Genomic DNA, 16,440 nt, shown 5'->3' with positions numbered 1-16,440 from the left:
CTTCCCTTACGTATAATGGTTTGTCAGTTCCTCCAGGTTCCAGACATGGTCCGAATACTGCTGGATGGTGCGGTCACTCGAGAAGATGCCCGACTGCGCAATATTGACAGCGCTCATTTCCAGCCATGCCGACGGATCTTCGTAAACTGCCAGCAGCCTTGCATGGGCCTTGCGGTAAGGCTGGAGGTCTTTCAAAACAAAGAACGGATCGTTTTCATCGACCAGCTGCTTTTTGATATAGGAAACATTATCGATCCCGCCGCTCAATTCTCCGCCCAGCAATTGAGACAGCAAAAGCTGCAATTCCGGGTCGTGGGCCACCGTATCACTCGTGAAATAATTTTTTTCCTTTTCAAATTGCATCACTTGTTTGGCGCTCAGCCCGAAGATGAATGCATTGTCTTCGCCGATCTGCTCGACGATTTCTACATTTGCCCCGTCGTAAGTGCCGATGGTGACGGCTCCGTTCATCATGAACTTCATGTTTCCCGTCCCGGATGCTTCCTTCGAGGCGGTGGAAATCTGTTCGCTGACATCGGAAGCAGGAAAAATCCTTTCCGCTTTGCTGACGCTGTAATCTTCGATAAACACAATACGAAGATGATTTTTGGCCAGCAGGTCGTTGTTCACTTTATCAGCCATGGCATTGATGAGCTTCAAAACTTGTTTCGCAAAATGATAGCTTGGCGCTGCCTTCCCTCCGAATATGAACGTCCGGGGATGAGGGCGGAAATTTTGATCTGAATGAAGATGGTTGAAAAGCAGCTGGATATGGAGAATGTTCATCAACTGCCGCTTATAGCCATGAATCCGTTTAATGTGCGCGTCAAAAACCGATTCCGGGTCGACTATGGCTCCATGCTGTTTGCGGATCCATTCCGCCAGTTGCCGTTTTTTCAGGAGCTTCACCGATTGCAGCTCCTGTAGGAAAGAAGGATCGCCGCTAAAAGGATTCAACCCGTGTAATTTTATCGGCTCCCGGATCCATTCATCACCGATGGCGGATGAAATCAAACCGGCAAGTTCAGGATTCGCTTTCACCAGCCAGCGCCGATGGGCGATGCCATTCGTGATGTTATGGAATTTATGAGGAAAATAATCGTTCAGTTCTTTCATTTCGCGCATTTTCAATATATCGGTATGGAGCCGGGCGACCCCGTTCACTTTATAGCTTCCGACCACTGCCAGGGTGGCCATGTGTACAACTCCCCCTTCAATGATGGACAGTTTTTTGAGGGCAGCTTCATCAAAGTCCTGCTGCTGGACCTTTTCATGGAAGCGGCGGTCGATTTCCTGAATGATCATATAGATGCGCGGAAGCAACGCTTCAAGCAGCGCACTGTCCCATCGCTCCATGGCTTCCTGCAGGATGGTGTGGTTGGTGTAGGAAATCGTATGGGTGGTGATCTCCCAAGCGTCTTCCCATACCATTCCCTGTTCATCCATCAGCAGCCGCATCAATTCCGGAATGGCGAGGGCGGGGTGGGTATCGTTGATTTGGATCGCTACATGCTTTGCCAACTCCGAAAGCGGATAATCCCGTTCTTGGAGAATTGTCTGGAGCGATGAACTGCAAAGAAAATATTGCTGCCGCAAGCGGAGGACTTTCCCGGCATGTTGAGAATCATCAGGGTACAGGCGGTCAGAGATCTCTGACACTGCCTGCTGGTAGAAATGCTGTTCCATGCCTTCAGGAAGCGGGTAGGATGCCGACTCCGCCTGCCATAGCCGCAGCGTATTGACCGTTTTTCCGCCCGCCCCGACAACCGGCATATCATAAGGGACTGCTTTGACCCAAACCGCATCCCGCAGCACCGGTTTCAGCCGGTTATCCTCCACTTCAAGATAGACTTCTCCGTAAAAAGGGACATTCTTTGCCAACTTTTCCTGGCGGACCCCCCAGTCTTCTTTTTCATCGATCCAATGTGTCGGCGTTTCTCCCTGGTAGCCGTCTTTAATGAACTGGGTGAACAAACCGCCCTTGTACCGGATGCCATAGCCATGGCCGGGCAATCCGAGCGATGCCAAGGAGTCCATGAAGCAGGCAGCCAGCCGCCCGAGACCGCCATTGCCAAGCCCAGGCTCTAATTCCTGTTCCTCAATTTCCGCTAAACTGAAGCCCATTTCCTCCAACCCGTCCGAGACGAGGGGATAGACAGACAAGTTCATCAGATTCTGGCCCAAAATGCGCCCTGTCAGGAATTCAATCGAGAAATAATAAAGCTGTTTGTGCGCCTCTTCCCGCTGCACCCGTTTTGTCTCTTGCCAGTCGTCATTGATCCATTCTTTCACCATTTCACTCAGGACCGAATAGGCGGTATGAAGCGATTCTATTTCTTCCCGTTGTTCCAAGCGCGTCATGAAGTCCTTTTTGAACCGCTCTTTTGTCTCGAACATCCGCCATCCTCACCTTTCAGTGATTTTCTTGTAGACCTCCGCATATTTCTCAGCTGAACGGGGCCAAGAATAATCGCCCTGCATGCAGTTCTGTTTGATCGTTTCCCAGTGGCTTTCTTGCTGATACAGCGATAACGCGCGCCCTAAAGCATCTTCAAAAGTCTGCTGATTTGAAAAATCGCTTAAAAATCCATTGCCTGACCGCAGGACCGGATCGTATTCGATGATGGTGTCTTTCAAGCCCCCGGTTTTATTGGCTACAGGAATGGTGCCGTAGCGCATTGAGATGAGCTGGCTCAATCCGCAAGGCTCGAACAGCGACGGCATCAGGAAGATGTCTGCTCCTGCATAAAGCAGATGAGCCAAATCCTCGTCAAATCCGATATGGACTTTCACTTTTTCCGGGAAGCTATTTGAAAGGTCTTTGAAAAATCCCTCGTAATGCTCCCGCCCGGAACCGAGCAGCAAAAATTGCACATCTTCCGACTTCAGCAGATTCGGCAAAAGCTCTTGCAGCACATCGATCCCTTTCTGGTCGGTCAGCCTGGACACCATTGTCAGCAACGGGATATCCCCGCGTTCCGGCAGCCCGAATTTCTTCTGGAGCGCCCGTTTGTTGACCGCTTTCCGTTCCAGCGTGGTCTGGTCGTATTCCATTTCGATAACCAAGTCGGTTGCCGGATTATAGAATGCCGTATCCAGCCCGTTCAAAATGCCGATCAGCCCTTCCCCTTTTTCCTGCAGGAGCGTCTCCAGCCCTTCACCGTATTGCGCCGTCAAGATTTCATCCCTGTATGTCGGACTGACAGTCGTCACTTGGTCTGCATACAGGATGCCGGTCTTCAGATGGTTGAAATGCCCTTTCCAGCTGACATTCCCATCATCATAATAGGACTCGTCCATTTCAAAATCTTCCATAAAGACGTCCTTCGGAAAGTTCCCTTGGAACTGCAGGTTATGGATGGTCAGCACGGTCTTCGTATGCTTCTGCAACGCTGCATAACGGCTATCTTCTTTGAGCAGGAAGGGAATGATTGCTGTATGCCAATCATGGGCGTGCAGAATGTCCACTTGCTCTTCTTGCACTGCTGCGACGGCCAATACGGCACGGCTCAAAAATCCGAAGCGTGTATGGTCGTCCGGCTCGCCGTAAATTTTCCCCCTTGAAAACAAGGCTTCATTTTCAATAAATAAGTATTCAGCTCCTTCAAGGACCAGGCTGTAGGTTTTGCTTCGCTGCATTCCGCCGTTGAAAGGAACTTCCAGCTCTTTTTCTTCTATAAGCTGCGCAACGTATTCAGGCGGGATTGTATCGTATTTCGGCAGAACGACTTTCACTTCGTGCCCGAGTTTCACTAGGGCTTTCGGAAGTGAACCCATAACGTCTGCCAGCCCTCCTGCTTTTATAAACGGTACACATTCTGCCGCGGCCATGATGATGTTCATCTATAATCCTCCTTTGAAACACTTTCCCCTTTGCGGAGCACAATCGGTTTATCCGCAGTTCCGCGGAGGACGACGCCGGCACCGACATGCACACCTTTGTCGGCAATGACATAAGCCAAATCGCATCCTTCTTCAATTGTGCATTTTTGCATGATGATGCAATGGTCCAGCTTCACGCCTTTTTTGATGGCTACGGCTCTGCTGATAATACTTTCCTGGACCGTCCCTTCAATGGTACAGCCGTTTGCCACCATTGCTCGTTTGACGGAAGATCCTACCATATAACGAGTAGGCGGTTCGTCCTTCACCTTCGTGTAGATCGGACGGTCCTGCAGGAACAGCTGCTCCCGCTTTTCTTTATCCAAAAGCGCCATTGATTCATTAAAGTAACTTTGGATGGAATCAATAATGGCAAAATACCCTGTATATTCGTATGTACCGAACACATACGAATTCTTTTTCCGCTTGACACAGTCTTCAATGCTGTATATCTGCTTGTCACGGTACGTATGCAGCAGATCGATCAGGAGCTCCTTCTTTAAGATATAGCTTTTCAAGGAAGTCTCACCGCTCACCGCCTCTGTTATATCTGCCCCGGATTGGGTATGGGATTCCAGCATATCTTCGAAGTCCAGCTGGCACACCGTGAAACAATTGGTGATAACGACATATTCCTGGCGGCTCCGTTCAAAGAAATTCATGTGTTCCGCCAATGCCGGAAACGCGCCGACACTCATCTGGCCGATATCTTTGGACGAAACAGGCAGGAAAAACAGTCCGTCCCGCCTGCGGTCAAGATCCCAGCTTTTCCCCCTGCCGATATGATCCATCAGAGATACGAATGGGGAGGATGGGAACACACCGACAGAATTGATCGAGGAATTCACGACGTTCGATAGAACAAAATCAATCAGCCGGTAGCGTCCGGCAAACGGAATGGAAGCGGCAGTGCGGTATAGCGTCAAATCTTCCAGCTCTGGCAATTTTACAGTTGCATCGACTACGGCAACTAATTTCATATTTGTGCACGCCCTTTCCATTCATCTATGATGTCTTGTGTCAGGAGAATGATCTCGCCCCCCGGCACTCCGATTTCGAAGTTCTCCGGTATGATAAGATCCGGCGGAACAATGGTCCGAGTCAGCTTCGCCCCTCGGCCGACCACCACGCAATTCATGACGACACATTCATAAAGCGCCGCCCCTTCTTGGACGTTCACTTCTTGGAAAATGATCGATTTCTCCACTTTCCCTTCAATGAGGCAGCCTTCATTGACGAATACTTCTTTCAGTTCGCCTGTTTCCGTGACCACTTGCGGCGGCAGCTGCCGGTTCGCTGAAAAAATCCGCCAGCCCGGATCATGCAGGTTCAGCCCCGATTCCGTATTCAACAAATCCATATTCGCTTCCCATAAACTTTCTACAGTCCCGACGTCTTTCCAATACCCCTTATAAGGATAGGCGACCAATTTTTCGCCTTCCCCGAGCATGAGCGGGATGATGTCCTTCCCGAAGTCATGGGAAGATTCCTCGTTCTTATTGTCCAGCTCCAGGTATTTCTTCAGCTTCTGCCAATTGAAAATGTAGACGCCCATTGAGGCCAGATTGCTTTGCGGCTCTTTCGGCTTTTCAACGAATTCCGTCACTTCCAGGTTTTCGTCAGTGTTCATGATGCCAAACCGGCTGGCTTCTTCCCATGGCACTTCAATGACGGAAATGGTGGCATCTGCTCCATTCGCTTTATGGAATTCCAGCATTTTTTGGTAATCCATTTTGTAGATATGGTCGCCCGATAGAATGAGAACGAATTCAGGATCCTGTTCCAATAAATAAGCCAAATTCTGGTAAATTGCATTGGCCGTGCCGTTATACCATTTGATCCCATCCATTTCTGCGTAAGGCGTGAGAATCGTCACCCCGCCGTTCCTTCTGTCAAGGTCCCAAGGGGTGCCAAGCCCGATATACCGGTGCAGCATATGCGGCTGGTATTGGGTAAGCACACCGACCGTCCGGATTTCAGAGTTAACGCAATTTGATAATGGGAAATCGATAATCCGATATTTTCCGCCGAACGGTATCGCCGGTTTGGCAATATTGTAAGTCAGCGATTTCAGCCGGCTCCCCTGGCCTCCCGCTAACAGCATAGCCACTACTTTTCTATTCATGCCCGTCACTCCCGTCTCTTTTTTGTTTCCAGATGCTGATCGTATAAGCCGGCAAATCGATTTCAACGGAATAGTCCTGCCCGTCGAGCGGAGCTTGCCTTGCTTTTTTGATGGTTCCGGCCACTTTTTCTGTCCCGCCATAAATAGACGCATTGCTTGTGAACGTTTGCCGGTACGCCGCATTTCTCGGAACGCCCACTCCGAAAGCGCCATAATGGGTATCGGAAAAATTGCAAATAATGATGCATTCATCTTCCGGCAGCTTCCCTCTTCGGATAAACGCTATCACGGATTGTTCATGGTTATGCGGGTCCAGCCACAGGAAGCCTTCCCGGTCGTCGTCGAGCTCATACAGCGCCTTTTCGCTTCGGTACAGCGAGAGCAGATCTTTCGTAAACAAAGCTATTTCCCTGTGGGCTTTGTAATCGAATAAATACCAATCCAGTTCCGGCTGAAATTTCCATTCCTCGGCATGGCCGAATTCCTGGCCCATAAAAATCAATTTTTTCCCGGGGTGAACAACCCAGAACCCCAGCAGGAGCCGGAGCTGTTTGAATTTCTCTTCCTGGCTCCCCGGCAGCCGATTGAGCAGGGATTGCTGCCCGTCCACCACTTGATCGTGGGAGAAAACCGAAATATACTTTTCATCGTAATAATACGTCAATGCAAAACTCAGCTTGTCGTGGACATCTGGACGTGCCGAAGGAGGTGTTTCGAAATAGCCGAGCGTATCGTGCATCCACCCGAAATTCCATTTGTAGTGGAATCCGATCCCGTCTTCTTCCACGGAAGCTGTCACTTTCGGATAATGCCAGGCATCTTCGGCAATCAAGATCGCGGACGGAAAATGCCGGCGCAGCGATGTGGTCAGCCCTTGCAAGAACGCCTTTCCTTCGGGATTATGGACTCGTGCATCGTCGTTCGGGATATACAGCAATTTCATCAAGGCATCCATCCGGAAACCATCAAATTTGAATTCCTCCACCCAGTAATGGGCGCTCGACAACAAAAAACTTATTACTTCACCCCGTCTGACATCGAAATTCAGCGTTCCCCATTCGGGGTTGATGGTTCTACCTTCCCGTGAATCTTCGTACAATGGCTGGCCGTTGAACAAAGCAAGGGCATGCAAATCCTGGCAAAAATGGCCCGGCACCCAGTCCAGGAAAAGCCCGAGACCGCTTTCTGCACATTTTCCAATAAAATATTTCAAATCATCGCCTGTGCCGTAGCGGCTCGTCGGCGCAAAATATCCGGTTGTCTGGTAGCCCCATGATTCATCCAGCGGATGTTCCGTGATCGGCAGTACTTCGATATGGGTGAACCCTTGTTTCTTCACATAAGGAATCAGTAATTCAGCAAGCTCCCGGTACGACAGGAAGTCGCCGCTTTTCTTTCTTTTCCATGTGCCGATATGCAATTCATAGATCGCCATCGGCTTTTCGGCGTGCCGCGCTGAATGATTGCGCTTGAATTGCAAAGCGCCGGCTGTCCAGCGGTAAGCTGAAACAGGCGCGACCACGGAGCGGTTTGCCGGCCGCATTTCTCCGGCTCTTGCGAAAGGGTCCGATTTCCTGAGCAGCTCCCCTACCGCCGTCTCGATTTCATAAACATACACGGAACCTGTCCGGTCTCCCGGAATGCTGCATTGCCAGATTGAATCGTCTGCCGGATGCCGCTCCATCCGGTACCGCTCTTCTCCAGGGTTTTGCGGATGCCAGCATAGCACCGAAACTTCTGCAGCTTCCGGCACCCACACAGCAAAGGTGGTTTCTTCCGGAAACGGATGGGCGCCAAAATACAGATACGCATCCACCATGCGGCCTTGATGAAATTCAGCGATTTTGTCGGAAGTCAGTTCCAGCTTCTTGTTGCCCAATCAAGCACCTCCAAAAGTACTGGCATTTATTATCATTAGTAAATACTATTATTCCACACAATGCACCAAAAACCCTTGAAAAAATCGGAATAATAAAAAAATAATGAATATATGGCAATCCTTTTACAACTCTCTCCAGACGTTCGCAATATTTACACATAAACCTCCGCTTAGGTACTTGTCCGAAGTCCGTGAATCCTCTACGCTTAAGGCAAACGTGTTAAAAACAGAAAGGATTTGGGCATCTTGAGAAAAACATTCTGGATTCTGCCGCTTGCGCTTCTCGCTTTATTGCTTACCGGCTGCAACAGCGGCATTGAAGATCCCTTGAATTGGGAGATAGAAGATTTCACTTTTACGAATCAGGATAATGAGGAAGTCGGATTGGCCGACCTCAAAGGAGAAGTTTGGCTTGCAGATTTCGTTTTCACCAATTGCACGACCGTCTGTTTGACGATGACTCCGAATATGGTGGACCTGCAGCAGCAGTTCAAGGACGAAGGGATGGACGTCCGGATTGTTTCGTTCAGCGTCGATCCGACAGTCGACAAACCTGAGGTGCTGAAGTCATATGCTGAAAACTACGGAGCCGACCTCGCTTCCTGGGATCTATTGACAGGATACGCACCTGAATTCCTTGACCGCTTTGCCATGGACAATTTCCGGACTGTCGCCCGCAAGCCTGAAGATTCGGATCAAGTGCTTCACGGGACAGGCTTCTACCTCGTGGATCAAAATGGCGTGATCATGAAAACCTATGATGGCGTCAACCCGCCGGTCGAGGATATCATTTCTGATGCGAAGATCCTTCTGGCGGAGGAATAAACGATGAATAGGAAAAAATTATGGGTGTTGGCTGCCGTGCTAGGAGCTGCTGCACTGATCGCACTTCTGATGATGCCAAGGGAAAACGTTCCTTCCCCGGATTCCAGGGTCATTCTGGAGCATACCCACCGCGCTTACATTGCGCCTTCCTGTTTTGAAGTGTCGGATGCGACCAACTTCATCGAAGACGGGACATTGAAGGGAGCGGAAGAGATCGGCTACCCGCCCATCAACGAATGCACGGAAAAAGCTTTCGAAGGCAATAACGACAGTTTTGCAGTGGACTTTTTGAAAGAACTCGGCTTTATCCAAAAGGAATCGATAGACTGGTGAATACCAAAGCAGGCAGCGGGTTTCCGCTGCCTGCTTTTTTATCCGCCAATCCGTTTTACACAAACCGGCGCTTTGGTTGCCACCGGTTCTCCGTGAGGTTCCGGCATTCCGTCCGGCGCCAGCTTCAGCACATGGAGGGAATCGGACCGCTCATTGGCTGCAACAAGCCATTCACCGCCGGGAATCAGCGTGAAATGGCGCGGCCCTGCGCCTCCTGAAGCTGCGAAGCCGAGGAGATCCAACTTGCCGCCGTTGCCGATTGAAAAGGCGGCGATGCTGTCATGGCCCCGGTTTGAAGCATACAGAAAACGGCCGTCTTCCGATACAGCCACTTCCGCACTTGTATTTTCCCCCGACCACTCCTCCGGAAGAAGGGAAACTGTTTGCAAAGCTTCCATCGAAGCCCCTTCGCCCAAAGAGTATACCGTTACGGAAGAGTTCAACTCCTGCAATACGTAAATGATTTTTTTATAGGGATGGAAGGCGGCATGGCGCGGGCCGCTGCCCGGACTGCATGGAACTTCATGCTGCAGCGACAGCTTGCCCGCCGAATCATCCAGCCGGTAGATATAAAGCGTGTCTGTCCCAAGGTCCGGCACTATGAAAAATGAAGTCCCAGGAATTTGGGAGACGGAATGCGGATGGGCAGCATCTTGCCTTTCCCTATTCGGACCGCTTCCTTCATGGCGGACGGAATCGGCCAGTTCCCCGATTTCTCCCTCCGGCGATAGTGGATAGACATTGACGTTGCCGCCTGAATAATTGACCGCAAGCAGCCAGTTCTCCGATTCAGCTATGGTGACGTGAGCCGGATGATCACCGTTTGAAGGCTGCCGGTTGATTTCTTCAAACACGCCATCGGCCGGATTGCACCAGCAGGCGACCAGTTCGCCGTTGCCGGTTTCGCTCGCCGCTGCAAAACCCGAACCATTCGGATGGATTGCCAGGAAAGAAGGCCGATCGACCCCTGCCATCCCTTCTCCTTCGGTTAGTTTCCCTGCAGCAGAATCGAAACGCCAAAGCTTGATCCCATTTTCTTCTGGCCCTGAATAGGAGCCTGTCAGCAAGTAATGCATGCGCCCCCTCCTTTTCTGAATGTCGGTGCTAACTTTTCATCAATAAAAACTTCTCATTTTAGAATATTCCGTCTTTTACCAGTATACGGGAAGGATGGGCCGCTTTCAATTTTCGTCCAGTATGTTTTAAGTTAGGTGCTTGCTTTGTCATCGACTATAATAGTAGCAGGGATGAAATTCCGGTCCCAACGATGCATATGAACCCGAAGGACACTCGCGCCTTTTGTTTTCCAGGCCATCCAAGTGGATTTTTCGTAAAGTATAGGAGGAAAAAAAGTGGGGCTTACAAGAGACTTTTTTATCGCTTTGTCAAAGAATCAAGCGTTGAACAGCGGTGCAAAGAAATGGGGCTTGAAACTCGGAGCCAGTAAAATGGTAGCCGGGACGGACATCGACAGCATGATGAAGTCCGTAAAAGAACTGAACGCCGAAGGCATCAGTGCAACAATCGATAATTTGGGGGAATTTGTTTACAGCCGCGAAGAAGCGCTGACAGCAAAAAATGATATCCTGGAAACGCTTGAAGCCATCCAAAAGCACGGGGTATCAGCCCATATGTCCGTCAAACTTACCCAGGTCGGCCTGGATGTAGACTTCGGTTTCTGTCTGGAAAATATGCAGGAGATCGTGGCAGTGGCAGCCAATTACGCTATTTTCATCAATATCGACATGGAGGATTACAGCCATCTTCAGCAGACGTTGGATATCCTGGAAGCCCTTTTGAAAGAGTACGATAACGTGGGAACCGTCATCCAGGCTTATTTATACCGCTCGGAAAAAGACATGGAAGCTCTCCGAAATGTGAGGCTCCGCCTCGTAAAAGGCGCATACAAGGAAATTCCGGACGTGTCACTGCAAAGTGCAGGCGATATCGATAGCAATTACTTGAAGCTGATCAAAAGCCGCCTGCAGTTTCCCGTATTCACTTCAATCGCAACTCATGACCACGTCATCATCAATGAAGTGAAGCGTTTTGTGAAAGAGAACGACATTCCGCTCAACCGCTTTGAGTTCCAGATGCTTTACGGCTTCCGCAGCGAAATGCAGAAAGAATTGGCGCGGGAAGGCTTTAACTTTACGACCTACGTCCCATTCGGAGAAGACTGGTACGGCTATTACATGCGCCGGCTGGCAGAACGTCCACAGAACCTGAACCTGGCGCTGAAAAGCCTGGTTTCCAAATAATCCGCAAAAAAGCGCAACGGAATTGCTTCCGCTGCGCTTTTTTTATTTCAACTCGCGTACGCTTAAAGGCACGAGGTCTTCATCGAGGCGGCTTCGGTAGCGTTCGTATTGAGGCGGCAGCATCAATTGCTCGCCCAGTGCCTCCATCGTTTCGTCTGTCGCAAACCCCGGCGGGTCCGTCGCAATTTCAAATAGAAGGTCCCCATATTCCCGAAAATAGATGGCATTGAAATAGCTGCGGTCCTGCACAGGGGTTACGCCAAGGCCGTACGCTTCCACATGCCGCTTCCAGTCCAGCTGGTCTTCATTGTCCTTTGCACGCCAGGCAATGTGATGCACCGTTCCGACGCCCATCTGCCCCATACCTGTCGGTGATAATTTCACATCGACGATATTGCCGATGTCCGCAGAGGACCGGAAGCGCATCAAGCCGGCTTCTTCTCCCACTCGTTCAAATCCCAATACCGTCTCAAGGAGCTCCGATGTTTTTTCGGCATTGGCCGAGAACAATGTAGCACCCCCGAATCCTTTGATCGCCGTGTCAGGTCCGGTTCCGCCAAAGGCCCAGTCATTCTTTTCTCCCTCTGCCCGTTCCACCAATTCAAGGCGAAGGCCATGGGGGTCGTTGAATTGCAAAGAAGCTTCCCCGAACCGTTCCGTTTTTTCAAAAGCAATTCCGAATGCAGCCAATCTCTTTTCCCAAAACGGCAAAGCGTTAACCGGAACGGCGTACGCAGTGACGCCAACCTGGCCATCGCCGATCCGTCCTTTATAAGCATCGCCCCATGGAAAAAATGTCATGATGGTCCCGGGTTCTCCGCTATGGTTTCCAAAGTATAAGTGGTACGTTCCCGGATCATCGAAGTTGATGGTTTTCTTCACTAGCCTCAATCCGAGGACTCCCGCATAAAAATCCACGTTTTCCTGCGGATCCCCTACGATTGCAGTAATATGATGGATACCTTCTGTCTTTTTTGCCATGCACTGCCCCTCCAATCATTTATTCTGTCCGTTTCTGGTCTTCCTTATCATTTTGAAGCTGTTTCAGCTCAGCCTGCTTCTCCCGTTCAATCTCTTTCTTCTGTTCTTTTTCTGCCGTTCTCCCTTGTCCATCTGAATCGATGACCGCTTCTTTCTCACGCTCTTTTATTTCTTCTATTTTCTCCATTTCCTGCTGGTATTCCTCTTCCACATCCGAAGTCGCCGGTATGAACGGCTCGTCATTGTAATCCACCCTTTTGCCATAACGCAGCATTTCGTAAATGATCATGCCGTTGTTCGGTTTTCCATTCGCCGTCTTCATCGGCACGATATCGAAGAGGACGTAATAGAATGCGTAAAAGGTGAACCGGTCCCAAAACGTCTGGTATTCCTGGATGATGCCATTGGCCAAGAGCGCATTGATGGTGAACGCTACGATGAGGTTGACGAGGATTGGCCCTGCATAAACCGCCGTATAGGCAAACCGCCCTTTCCTCTTCAGGTCATCATATGAATACCAACTATACAGATGATAATACTTTCTTACATCAAACATGCCGATCTTAAAAATCCGAGGCCCTGAACCGATGGTCAAGCGCGGATTTTTGACACCGAAAACGGCACTGACAATCAAATAGCCGGATTCCCGTAAAAACACGACAATCGGTAAAATCAGAAATGCGGAAATAACCAATGACACCAAATCTGAGAGTCCGAACATCCTTTTCACTTCCCTGCTTTTAGCTTCAACTCTTTCCATACCCGACATTCCAGAAGTTGAATCTTACTCGAATTATCAAAAAAGTTTCTTGCAAAGCTCTATTTAGGCATATCGTCCCTATCATTCCGCCTATTCTCCCAGTTAAGATAGAACTACTATTCTGATTAGTTATTTTATTGTCAAAGGAAGTGCACAATGGCCAATTTGAAGAACCTCCATACATATAAAAAGCGCATGTTCGCAATCTTTTTCATGGCTCTCCTCTTGTTCGGTGTCACCATGGAACAATTATCCGCGCCCACCGATGCTTCGGCTTCCAAAAAAACGGCCGGCTCCAGCGCATACGCCCCGCCTCCGAACATGGCTGAAATCGAGCAAAATGTCCAGGTAGAAAAAAACCTGGTCTACAACGATTCACCCAATAGCTTTTTGGACATCTACTATCCGGAAGAAATGGCCAGCACCCTCCCTGTCATTTTGTGGATCCATGGCGGCGGGTATATTGGCGGGACCAAAAACAGCCGGCAGGATTATGGCATGGCCCTGGCAAATGAAGGCTTTGTCGTAGCGAATATCGATTATGCCCTGGCCCCGGAACAACTTTACCCTGGCCCCATTATCCAAGCGAATGCCGCACTCAAATTTTTGCAGACCCATGCTATAGCCTACGGAGGCGATATGTCCCGCCTCTTCATCGGCGGAGACTCCGCCGGTGCCCAGATTTCAAGCCAATTGGCAGCGGTCATTTCCAACCCGGCACTCGCTGCCGCCATGGGAATCACTCCGGCCGCCGGCTTGGAAACCCTGCGCGGCGCCATGCTGTTTTGCGGATTGTACAATATGGAGACCGTTCGGGCAACAGCTTATCCGCGCATCGATCTATTCCTGAATACGTACACCGGCATGGAGCGCTTTGAAGAGCATAGCCGGATCGGCGAACTTTCCACCGTCAATCACGTAACACCGGACTATCCGCCCGTCTTTATCTCATCGGGAGATGCCGACAGGCTGACTACACAGTCGGTCGAACTGGCAGACGTGCTCGAATCGCAAGGTGTGCCCGTTGACCGCGTATTTTTCGACGATTCAGGCAAAGGGCTCGGCCATCAATATCAATTCACGCTTAATACTGTAGACGCCCAGGAAACATTCGAGAAAACGGTGAGTTTCCTGTCCGCCCACATGGCTGCCCAATAAAAAAAGAAGCTTTTGCTCCGGGAGCAAAAGCTTCTTTTTGTGTGTTAATTATGGACAGCGGTTTCCTGTACCGGCCGTGCCGCTTTTTCTTTCCGTTTGGTCGGAACCATATTAAAGACGATGTTCAGCGCAATCGCCGTTACGCTTCCCGCGACGATGCCATTGCTCGTCAAAATTTGCAAGCTTGCCGGCAACTGTGCGAAAAGTTCAGGAACAACGGTCACCCCGAGGCCTATTCCGACAGAACAAGCGATGATCATGGAATTTTCCTGTGACTCTGTAATGATCTTGCTGAGCATTTTGATGCCTTGGGAAATGACCATGCCGAACATGGCGATCATCGCCCCGCCGAGGACAGCCGGAGGAATGATGGTTGTAGCTGCCGCAATTTTTGGTACAAATCCTAAAGTGATCAACATCAAGCCGGTGATCAAAATGATTTTTCTCGATTTCACGCCGGACATCTGGATCAAGCCGACGTTCTGTGAAAAAGTGGTGTACGGGAATGAGTTGAAAATCCCGCCCAGGACAATGGCAAGCCCTTCTGCACGATAGCCTTTCGCCAAATCTTTCTCGTATATCTTCTTCTCCGTGATGTCGCTCAGCGCGAAATACGTGCCTGTCGATTCCACAAGGGAAACCAAAGCGACCAAGATCATCGTGATGATGGCCGACCATTCAAACGTCGGCGCTCCAAAGTAAAACGGCTCGACCATATGGAAGTATGACGCTTCTCCGATTGCTGAAAAATCAACCACACCCATAAATGTCGCAGCAAGGGTTCCCGCTGCCAAACCGAGAAGGATGGAAATTGCCCGCATAAATCCGGTCGCAAATTTATAAACCAAAATGATGAACAGGAGCGTTCCGAAAGATAAAGCGATGTTCGTAAGGGAACCGAAATCGCTTGCCCCTTGCCCGCCGCCCATATTATTGATGGCCACCGGAATCAGGGTGATTCCGATAATCGTGACCACTGAACCTGTGACAACCGGCGGAAAGAAGCGGACAAGGCTTCCGAAGAAACCGCTGATCAGCACGACAAAGATGCCTGATACCAAGATAGAGCCGTATATGGCTGAAATTCCGTATTCTGCGCCAATGGCAATCATGGGTCCAACAGCGGTGAACGTACATCCAAGGACCACAGGGAGCCCGATGCCGAAAAAGCGGTTGTTGACGATTTGCAAGATGGTAGCGACGCCGCAAAGCATGATGTCGATAGCCACTAAATAAGTCAGTTGTTCTGAAGTTAGCCCTAATGCTTCCCCGACAATCAGCGGGACAAGAACCGCTCCGGCATACATCGCAAGAAGATGCTGAAAGCCTAAAGCTGTTGCTGCTAATCCGTTTTTCATATCGCTTTGGCCTCCTCAAAAAATTCAACTTTTCCATTTGCCAGAGATGAGATGTTTGCCAGCGATTCCACGCGCACACCGCGGGCGCGGAGCATGGCGCCGCCTTCCTGGAAGCCTTTTTCAATGACGATGCCCACGCCGCCCAGCGCTGCACCGGCTTGTTCTACAATATCAATCAGCCCAAGGGCCGCCTGGCCGTTTGCCAGAAAGTCATCGATGACCAGCACGACGTCAGTTTCATCAATAAAATCCCGGGAGACGGAGATATCGTTTGTTTCATTCTTTGTAAAGGAATGGACACTTGCTGTATACAACCGATTGACCAGCGTCAGTGATTTGCGCTTGCGGGCAAAAACTGCCGGCACTCCGAGTACGAGCCCGGTCATCATAGCAGGCGCAATGCCGGATGATTCCAATGTCAAAATCTTTGTAATGCCTTCCCCGCTGAAGCGTGAAGCGAATTCTTCACCGATTGCCTGCATCAGAACAGGATCGATTTGGTGATTCAAAAAACTATCAACCTTCAGGACCGAGTCCGATAATACCTTGCCGTCTGCCACTATTTTTTCCTGTAATTTTTCCATGCTGTCAGCACTCCTTTCGTCACGCCCCGGAGCATAGAAAAAAGCCCGGAAGACGTGCATCCATTCATACCATGAGCGGAGCAAGCCTTTCGAGCCGAACTTCGAAAGAGAACGACAAAGAAACGTGCCAACAGGCACTTCCCTATCATTTCATTGCTTCTCATAGTCAGTTTGTTTTCGGCAAACCGGTAGAAACTTGCAGGCCATATCCCCGCGATTATATGAGTAGATTGTATAGAATTGGTCTAATTATAGCATTTCAAAGGAGCAATTCAAGCCGCAAAAAAATAAAAG

Annotated in this window: 14 protein-coding genes and 1 riboswitch; of the genes, 4 read left to right on the top strand and 10 right to left on the bottom strand. The window is 49.9% G+C overall.

All coding sequences use genetic code 11. The features are described 5' to 3' along the window. Positions 1–6: 6 nt before the first annotated feature. Genes glgP through glgB form a run of 5 tightly spaced genes read right to left on the bottom strand, consistent with a single transcriptional unit; the run spans position 7 to position 7,886 of the window. Positions 7–2,397, bottom strand: a complete 2,391-nt coding sequence (gene glgP / locus ACTL32_RS14025; RefSeq protein ID WP_441342074.1) for a glycogen/starch/alpha-glucan family phosphorylase — start codon at positions 2,395–2,397, stop codon at positions 7–9. A 9-nt stretch (positions 2,398–2,406) separates the two neighbouring features. Further along, positions 2,407–3,843, bottom strand: a complete 1,437-nt coding sequence (gene glgA / locus ACTL32_RS14020; protein ID WP_441342073.1) for a glycogen synthase GlgA — start codon at positions 3,841–3,843, stop codon at positions 2,407–2,409. Then, a complete protein-coding gene (locus ACTL32_RS14015; protein WP_441342072.1) occupies positions 3,840–4,862 on the bottom strand; it encodes a sugar phosphate nucleotidyltransferase in 1,023 nt (340 codons plus the stop codon). The genes glgA and ACTL32_RS14015 overlap by 4 nt, the downstream gene beginning before the upstream one ends. After that, positions 4,859–6,007 (bottom strand): glucose-1-phosphate adenylyltransferase, encoded by a 1,149-nt coding sequence (locus ACTL32_RS14010; protein ID WP_441342071.1) that lies wholly within the window; start codon positions 6,005–6,007, stop codon positions 4,859–4,861. The genes ACTL32_RS14015 and ACTL32_RS14010 overlap by 4 nt, the downstream gene beginning before the upstream one ends. Beyond that, positions 6,000–7,886 (bottom strand): 1,4-alpha-glucan branching protein GlgB, encoded by a 1,887-nt coding sequence (gene glgB, locus ACTL32_RS14005; RefSeq protein WP_441342070.1) that lies wholly within the window; start codon positions 7,884–7,886, stop codon positions 6,000–6,002. The genes ACTL32_RS14010 and glgB overlap by 8 nt, the downstream gene beginning before the upstream one ends. Positions 7,887–8,129: 243 nt before the next feature. Between glgB and ACTL32_RS14000 the strand changes: the two genes are divergently transcribed. Beyond that, complete coding sequence (locus tag ACTL32_RS14000) at positions 8,130–8,711, top strand: SCO family protein (protein ID WP_441342287.1); 582 nt, start codon at positions 8,130–8,132, stop codon at positions 8,709–8,711. A gap of 3 nt (positions 8,712–8,714) precedes the next feature. Continuing rightward, positions 8,715–9,044, top strand: a complete 330-nt coding sequence (locus tag ACTL32_RS13995) for a hypothetical protein (protein WP_441342069.1) — start codon at positions 8,715–8,717, stop codon at positions 9,042–9,044. Between the two features lie 38 nt (positions 9,045–9,082). Here the strand turns inward: ACTL32_RS13995 and ACTL32_RS13990 are convergent, their stop codons facing one another. Further along, entirely contained in the window at positions 9,083–10,120 is a 1,038-nt protein-coding gene (locus ACTL32_RS13990) for a lactonase family protein (RefSeq protein WP_441342068.1), read from the bottom strand. A 276-nt stretch (positions 10,121–10,396) separates the two neighbouring features. Between ACTL32_RS13990 and ACTL32_RS13985 the strand changes: the two genes are divergently transcribed. Next, entirely contained in the window at positions 10,397–11,305 is a 909-nt protein-coding gene (locus ACTL32_RS13985) for a proline dehydrogenase family protein (RefSeq protein ID WP_441342067.1), read from the top strand. A gap of 42 nt (positions 11,306–11,347) precedes the next feature. Here ACTL32_RS13985 and ACTL32_RS13980 read toward each other — a convergent pair whose 3' ends face one another. Both ACTL32_RS13980 and ACTL32_RS13975 read right to left on the bottom strand, forming a co-directional pair. Further along, positions 11,348–12,286, bottom strand: a complete 939-nt coding sequence (locus ACTL32_RS13980; RefSeq protein WP_441342066.1) for a ring-cleaving dioxygenase — start codon at positions 12,284–12,286, stop codon at positions 11,348–11,350. 19 nt (positions 12,287–12,305) lie between these two features. Beyond that, entirely contained in the window at positions 12,306–13,046 is a 741-nt protein-coding gene (locus tag ACTL32_RS13975; protein WP_441342065.1) for a hypothetical protein, read from the bottom strand. Positions 13,047–13,202: 156 nt separating this feature from the next. Between ACTL32_RS13975 and ACTL32_RS13970 the strand changes: the two genes are divergently transcribed. Continuing rightward, positions 13,203–14,204 carry an alpha/beta hydrolase gene (locus tag ACTL32_RS13970; protein ID WP_441342064.1) on the top strand — a complete coding sequence of 334 codons (1,002 nt, stop codon included), beginning with the start codon at positions 13,203–13,205 and terminating at the stop codon, positions 14,202–14,204. Positions 14,205–14,248: 44 nt separating this feature from the next. Here ACTL32_RS13970 and ACTL32_RS13965 read toward each other — a convergent pair whose 3' ends face one another. Further along, the gene (locus tag ACTL32_RS13965; RefSeq protein ID WP_441342063.1) at positions 14,249–15,562 is read right to left on the bottom strand and encodes a nucleobase:cation symporter-2 family protein; all 1,314 of its coding nucleotides are present in this window, start codon (positions 15,560–15,562) and stop codon (positions 14,249–14,251) included. Next, on the bottom strand, positions 15,559–16,146 hold the full coding sequence (locus ACTL32_RS13960) for a xanthine phosphoribosyltransferase (RefSeq protein WP_441342062.1): 588 nt from the start codon (positions 16,144–16,146) through the stop codon (positions 15,559–15,561). The genes ACTL32_RS13965 and ACTL32_RS13960 overlap by 4 nt, the downstream gene beginning before the upstream one ends. Before the next feature lie 143 nt (positions 16,147–16,289). Continuing rightward, positions 16,290–16,391: riboswitch (purine riboswitch) on the bottom strand. Positions 16,392–16,440 lie beyond the last annotated feature (49 nt).

The organism is Planococcus sp. FY231025 (genome assembly GCF_052078085.1).
Lineage (GTDB): Bacteria > Bacillota > Bacilli > Bacillales_A > Planococcaceae > Planococcus.
Note: the sequence above shows the minus strand (reverse complement) of the source record. Positions and strands in the feature narration are given on the sequence as shown.

Bases quoted from the DNA above. Each gene is read 5' to 3' on its own strand.
- glgP (WP_441342074.1), bottom strand. From the start codon at position 2,397: ATGTTCGAGACAAAAGAGCGGTTCAAAAAGGACTTCATGACGCGCTTG.
- ACTL32_RS13960 (WP_441342062.1), bottom strand. From the start codon at position 16,146: ATGGAAAAATTACAGGAAAAAATAGTGGCAGACGGCAAGGTATTATCG.
- ACTL32_RS13970 (WP_441342064.1), top strand. From the start codon at position 13,203: ATGGCCAATTTGAAGAACCTCCATACATATAAAAAGCGCATGTTCGCA.
- ACTL32_RS13975 (WP_441342065.1), bottom strand. From the start codon at position 13,046: ATGGAAAGAGTTGAAGCTAAAAGCAGGGAAGTGAAAAGGATGTTCGGA.
- ACTL32_RS14010 (WP_441342071.1), bottom strand. From the start codon at position 6,007: ATGAATAGAAAAGTAGTGGCTATGCTGTTAGCGGGAGGCCAGGGGAGC.
- glgA (WP_441342073.1), bottom strand. From the start codon at position 3,843: ATGAACATCATCATGGCCGCGGCAGAATGTGTACCGTTTATAAAAGCA.
- ACTL32_RS14015 (WP_441342072.1), bottom strand. From the start codon at position 4,862: ATGAAATTAGTTGCCGTAGTCGATGCAACTGTAAAATTGCCAGAGCTG.
- ACTL32_RS13965 (WP_441342063.1), bottom strand. From the start codon at position 15,562: ATGAAAAACGGATTAGCAGCAACAGCTTTAGGCTTTCAGCATCTTCTT.
- ACTL32_RS13990 (WP_441342068.1), bottom strand. From the start codon at position 10,120: ATGCATTACTTGCTGACAGGCTCCTATTCAGGGCCAGAAGAAAATGGG.
- ACTL32_RS13995 (WP_441342069.1), top strand. From the start codon at position 8,715: ATGAATAGGAAAAAATTATGGGTGTTGGCTGCCGTGCTAGGAGCTGCT.
- ACTL32_RS13980 (WP_441342066.1), bottom strand. From the start codon at position 12,286: ATGGCAAAAAAGACAGAAGGTATCCATCATATTACTGCAATCGTAGGG.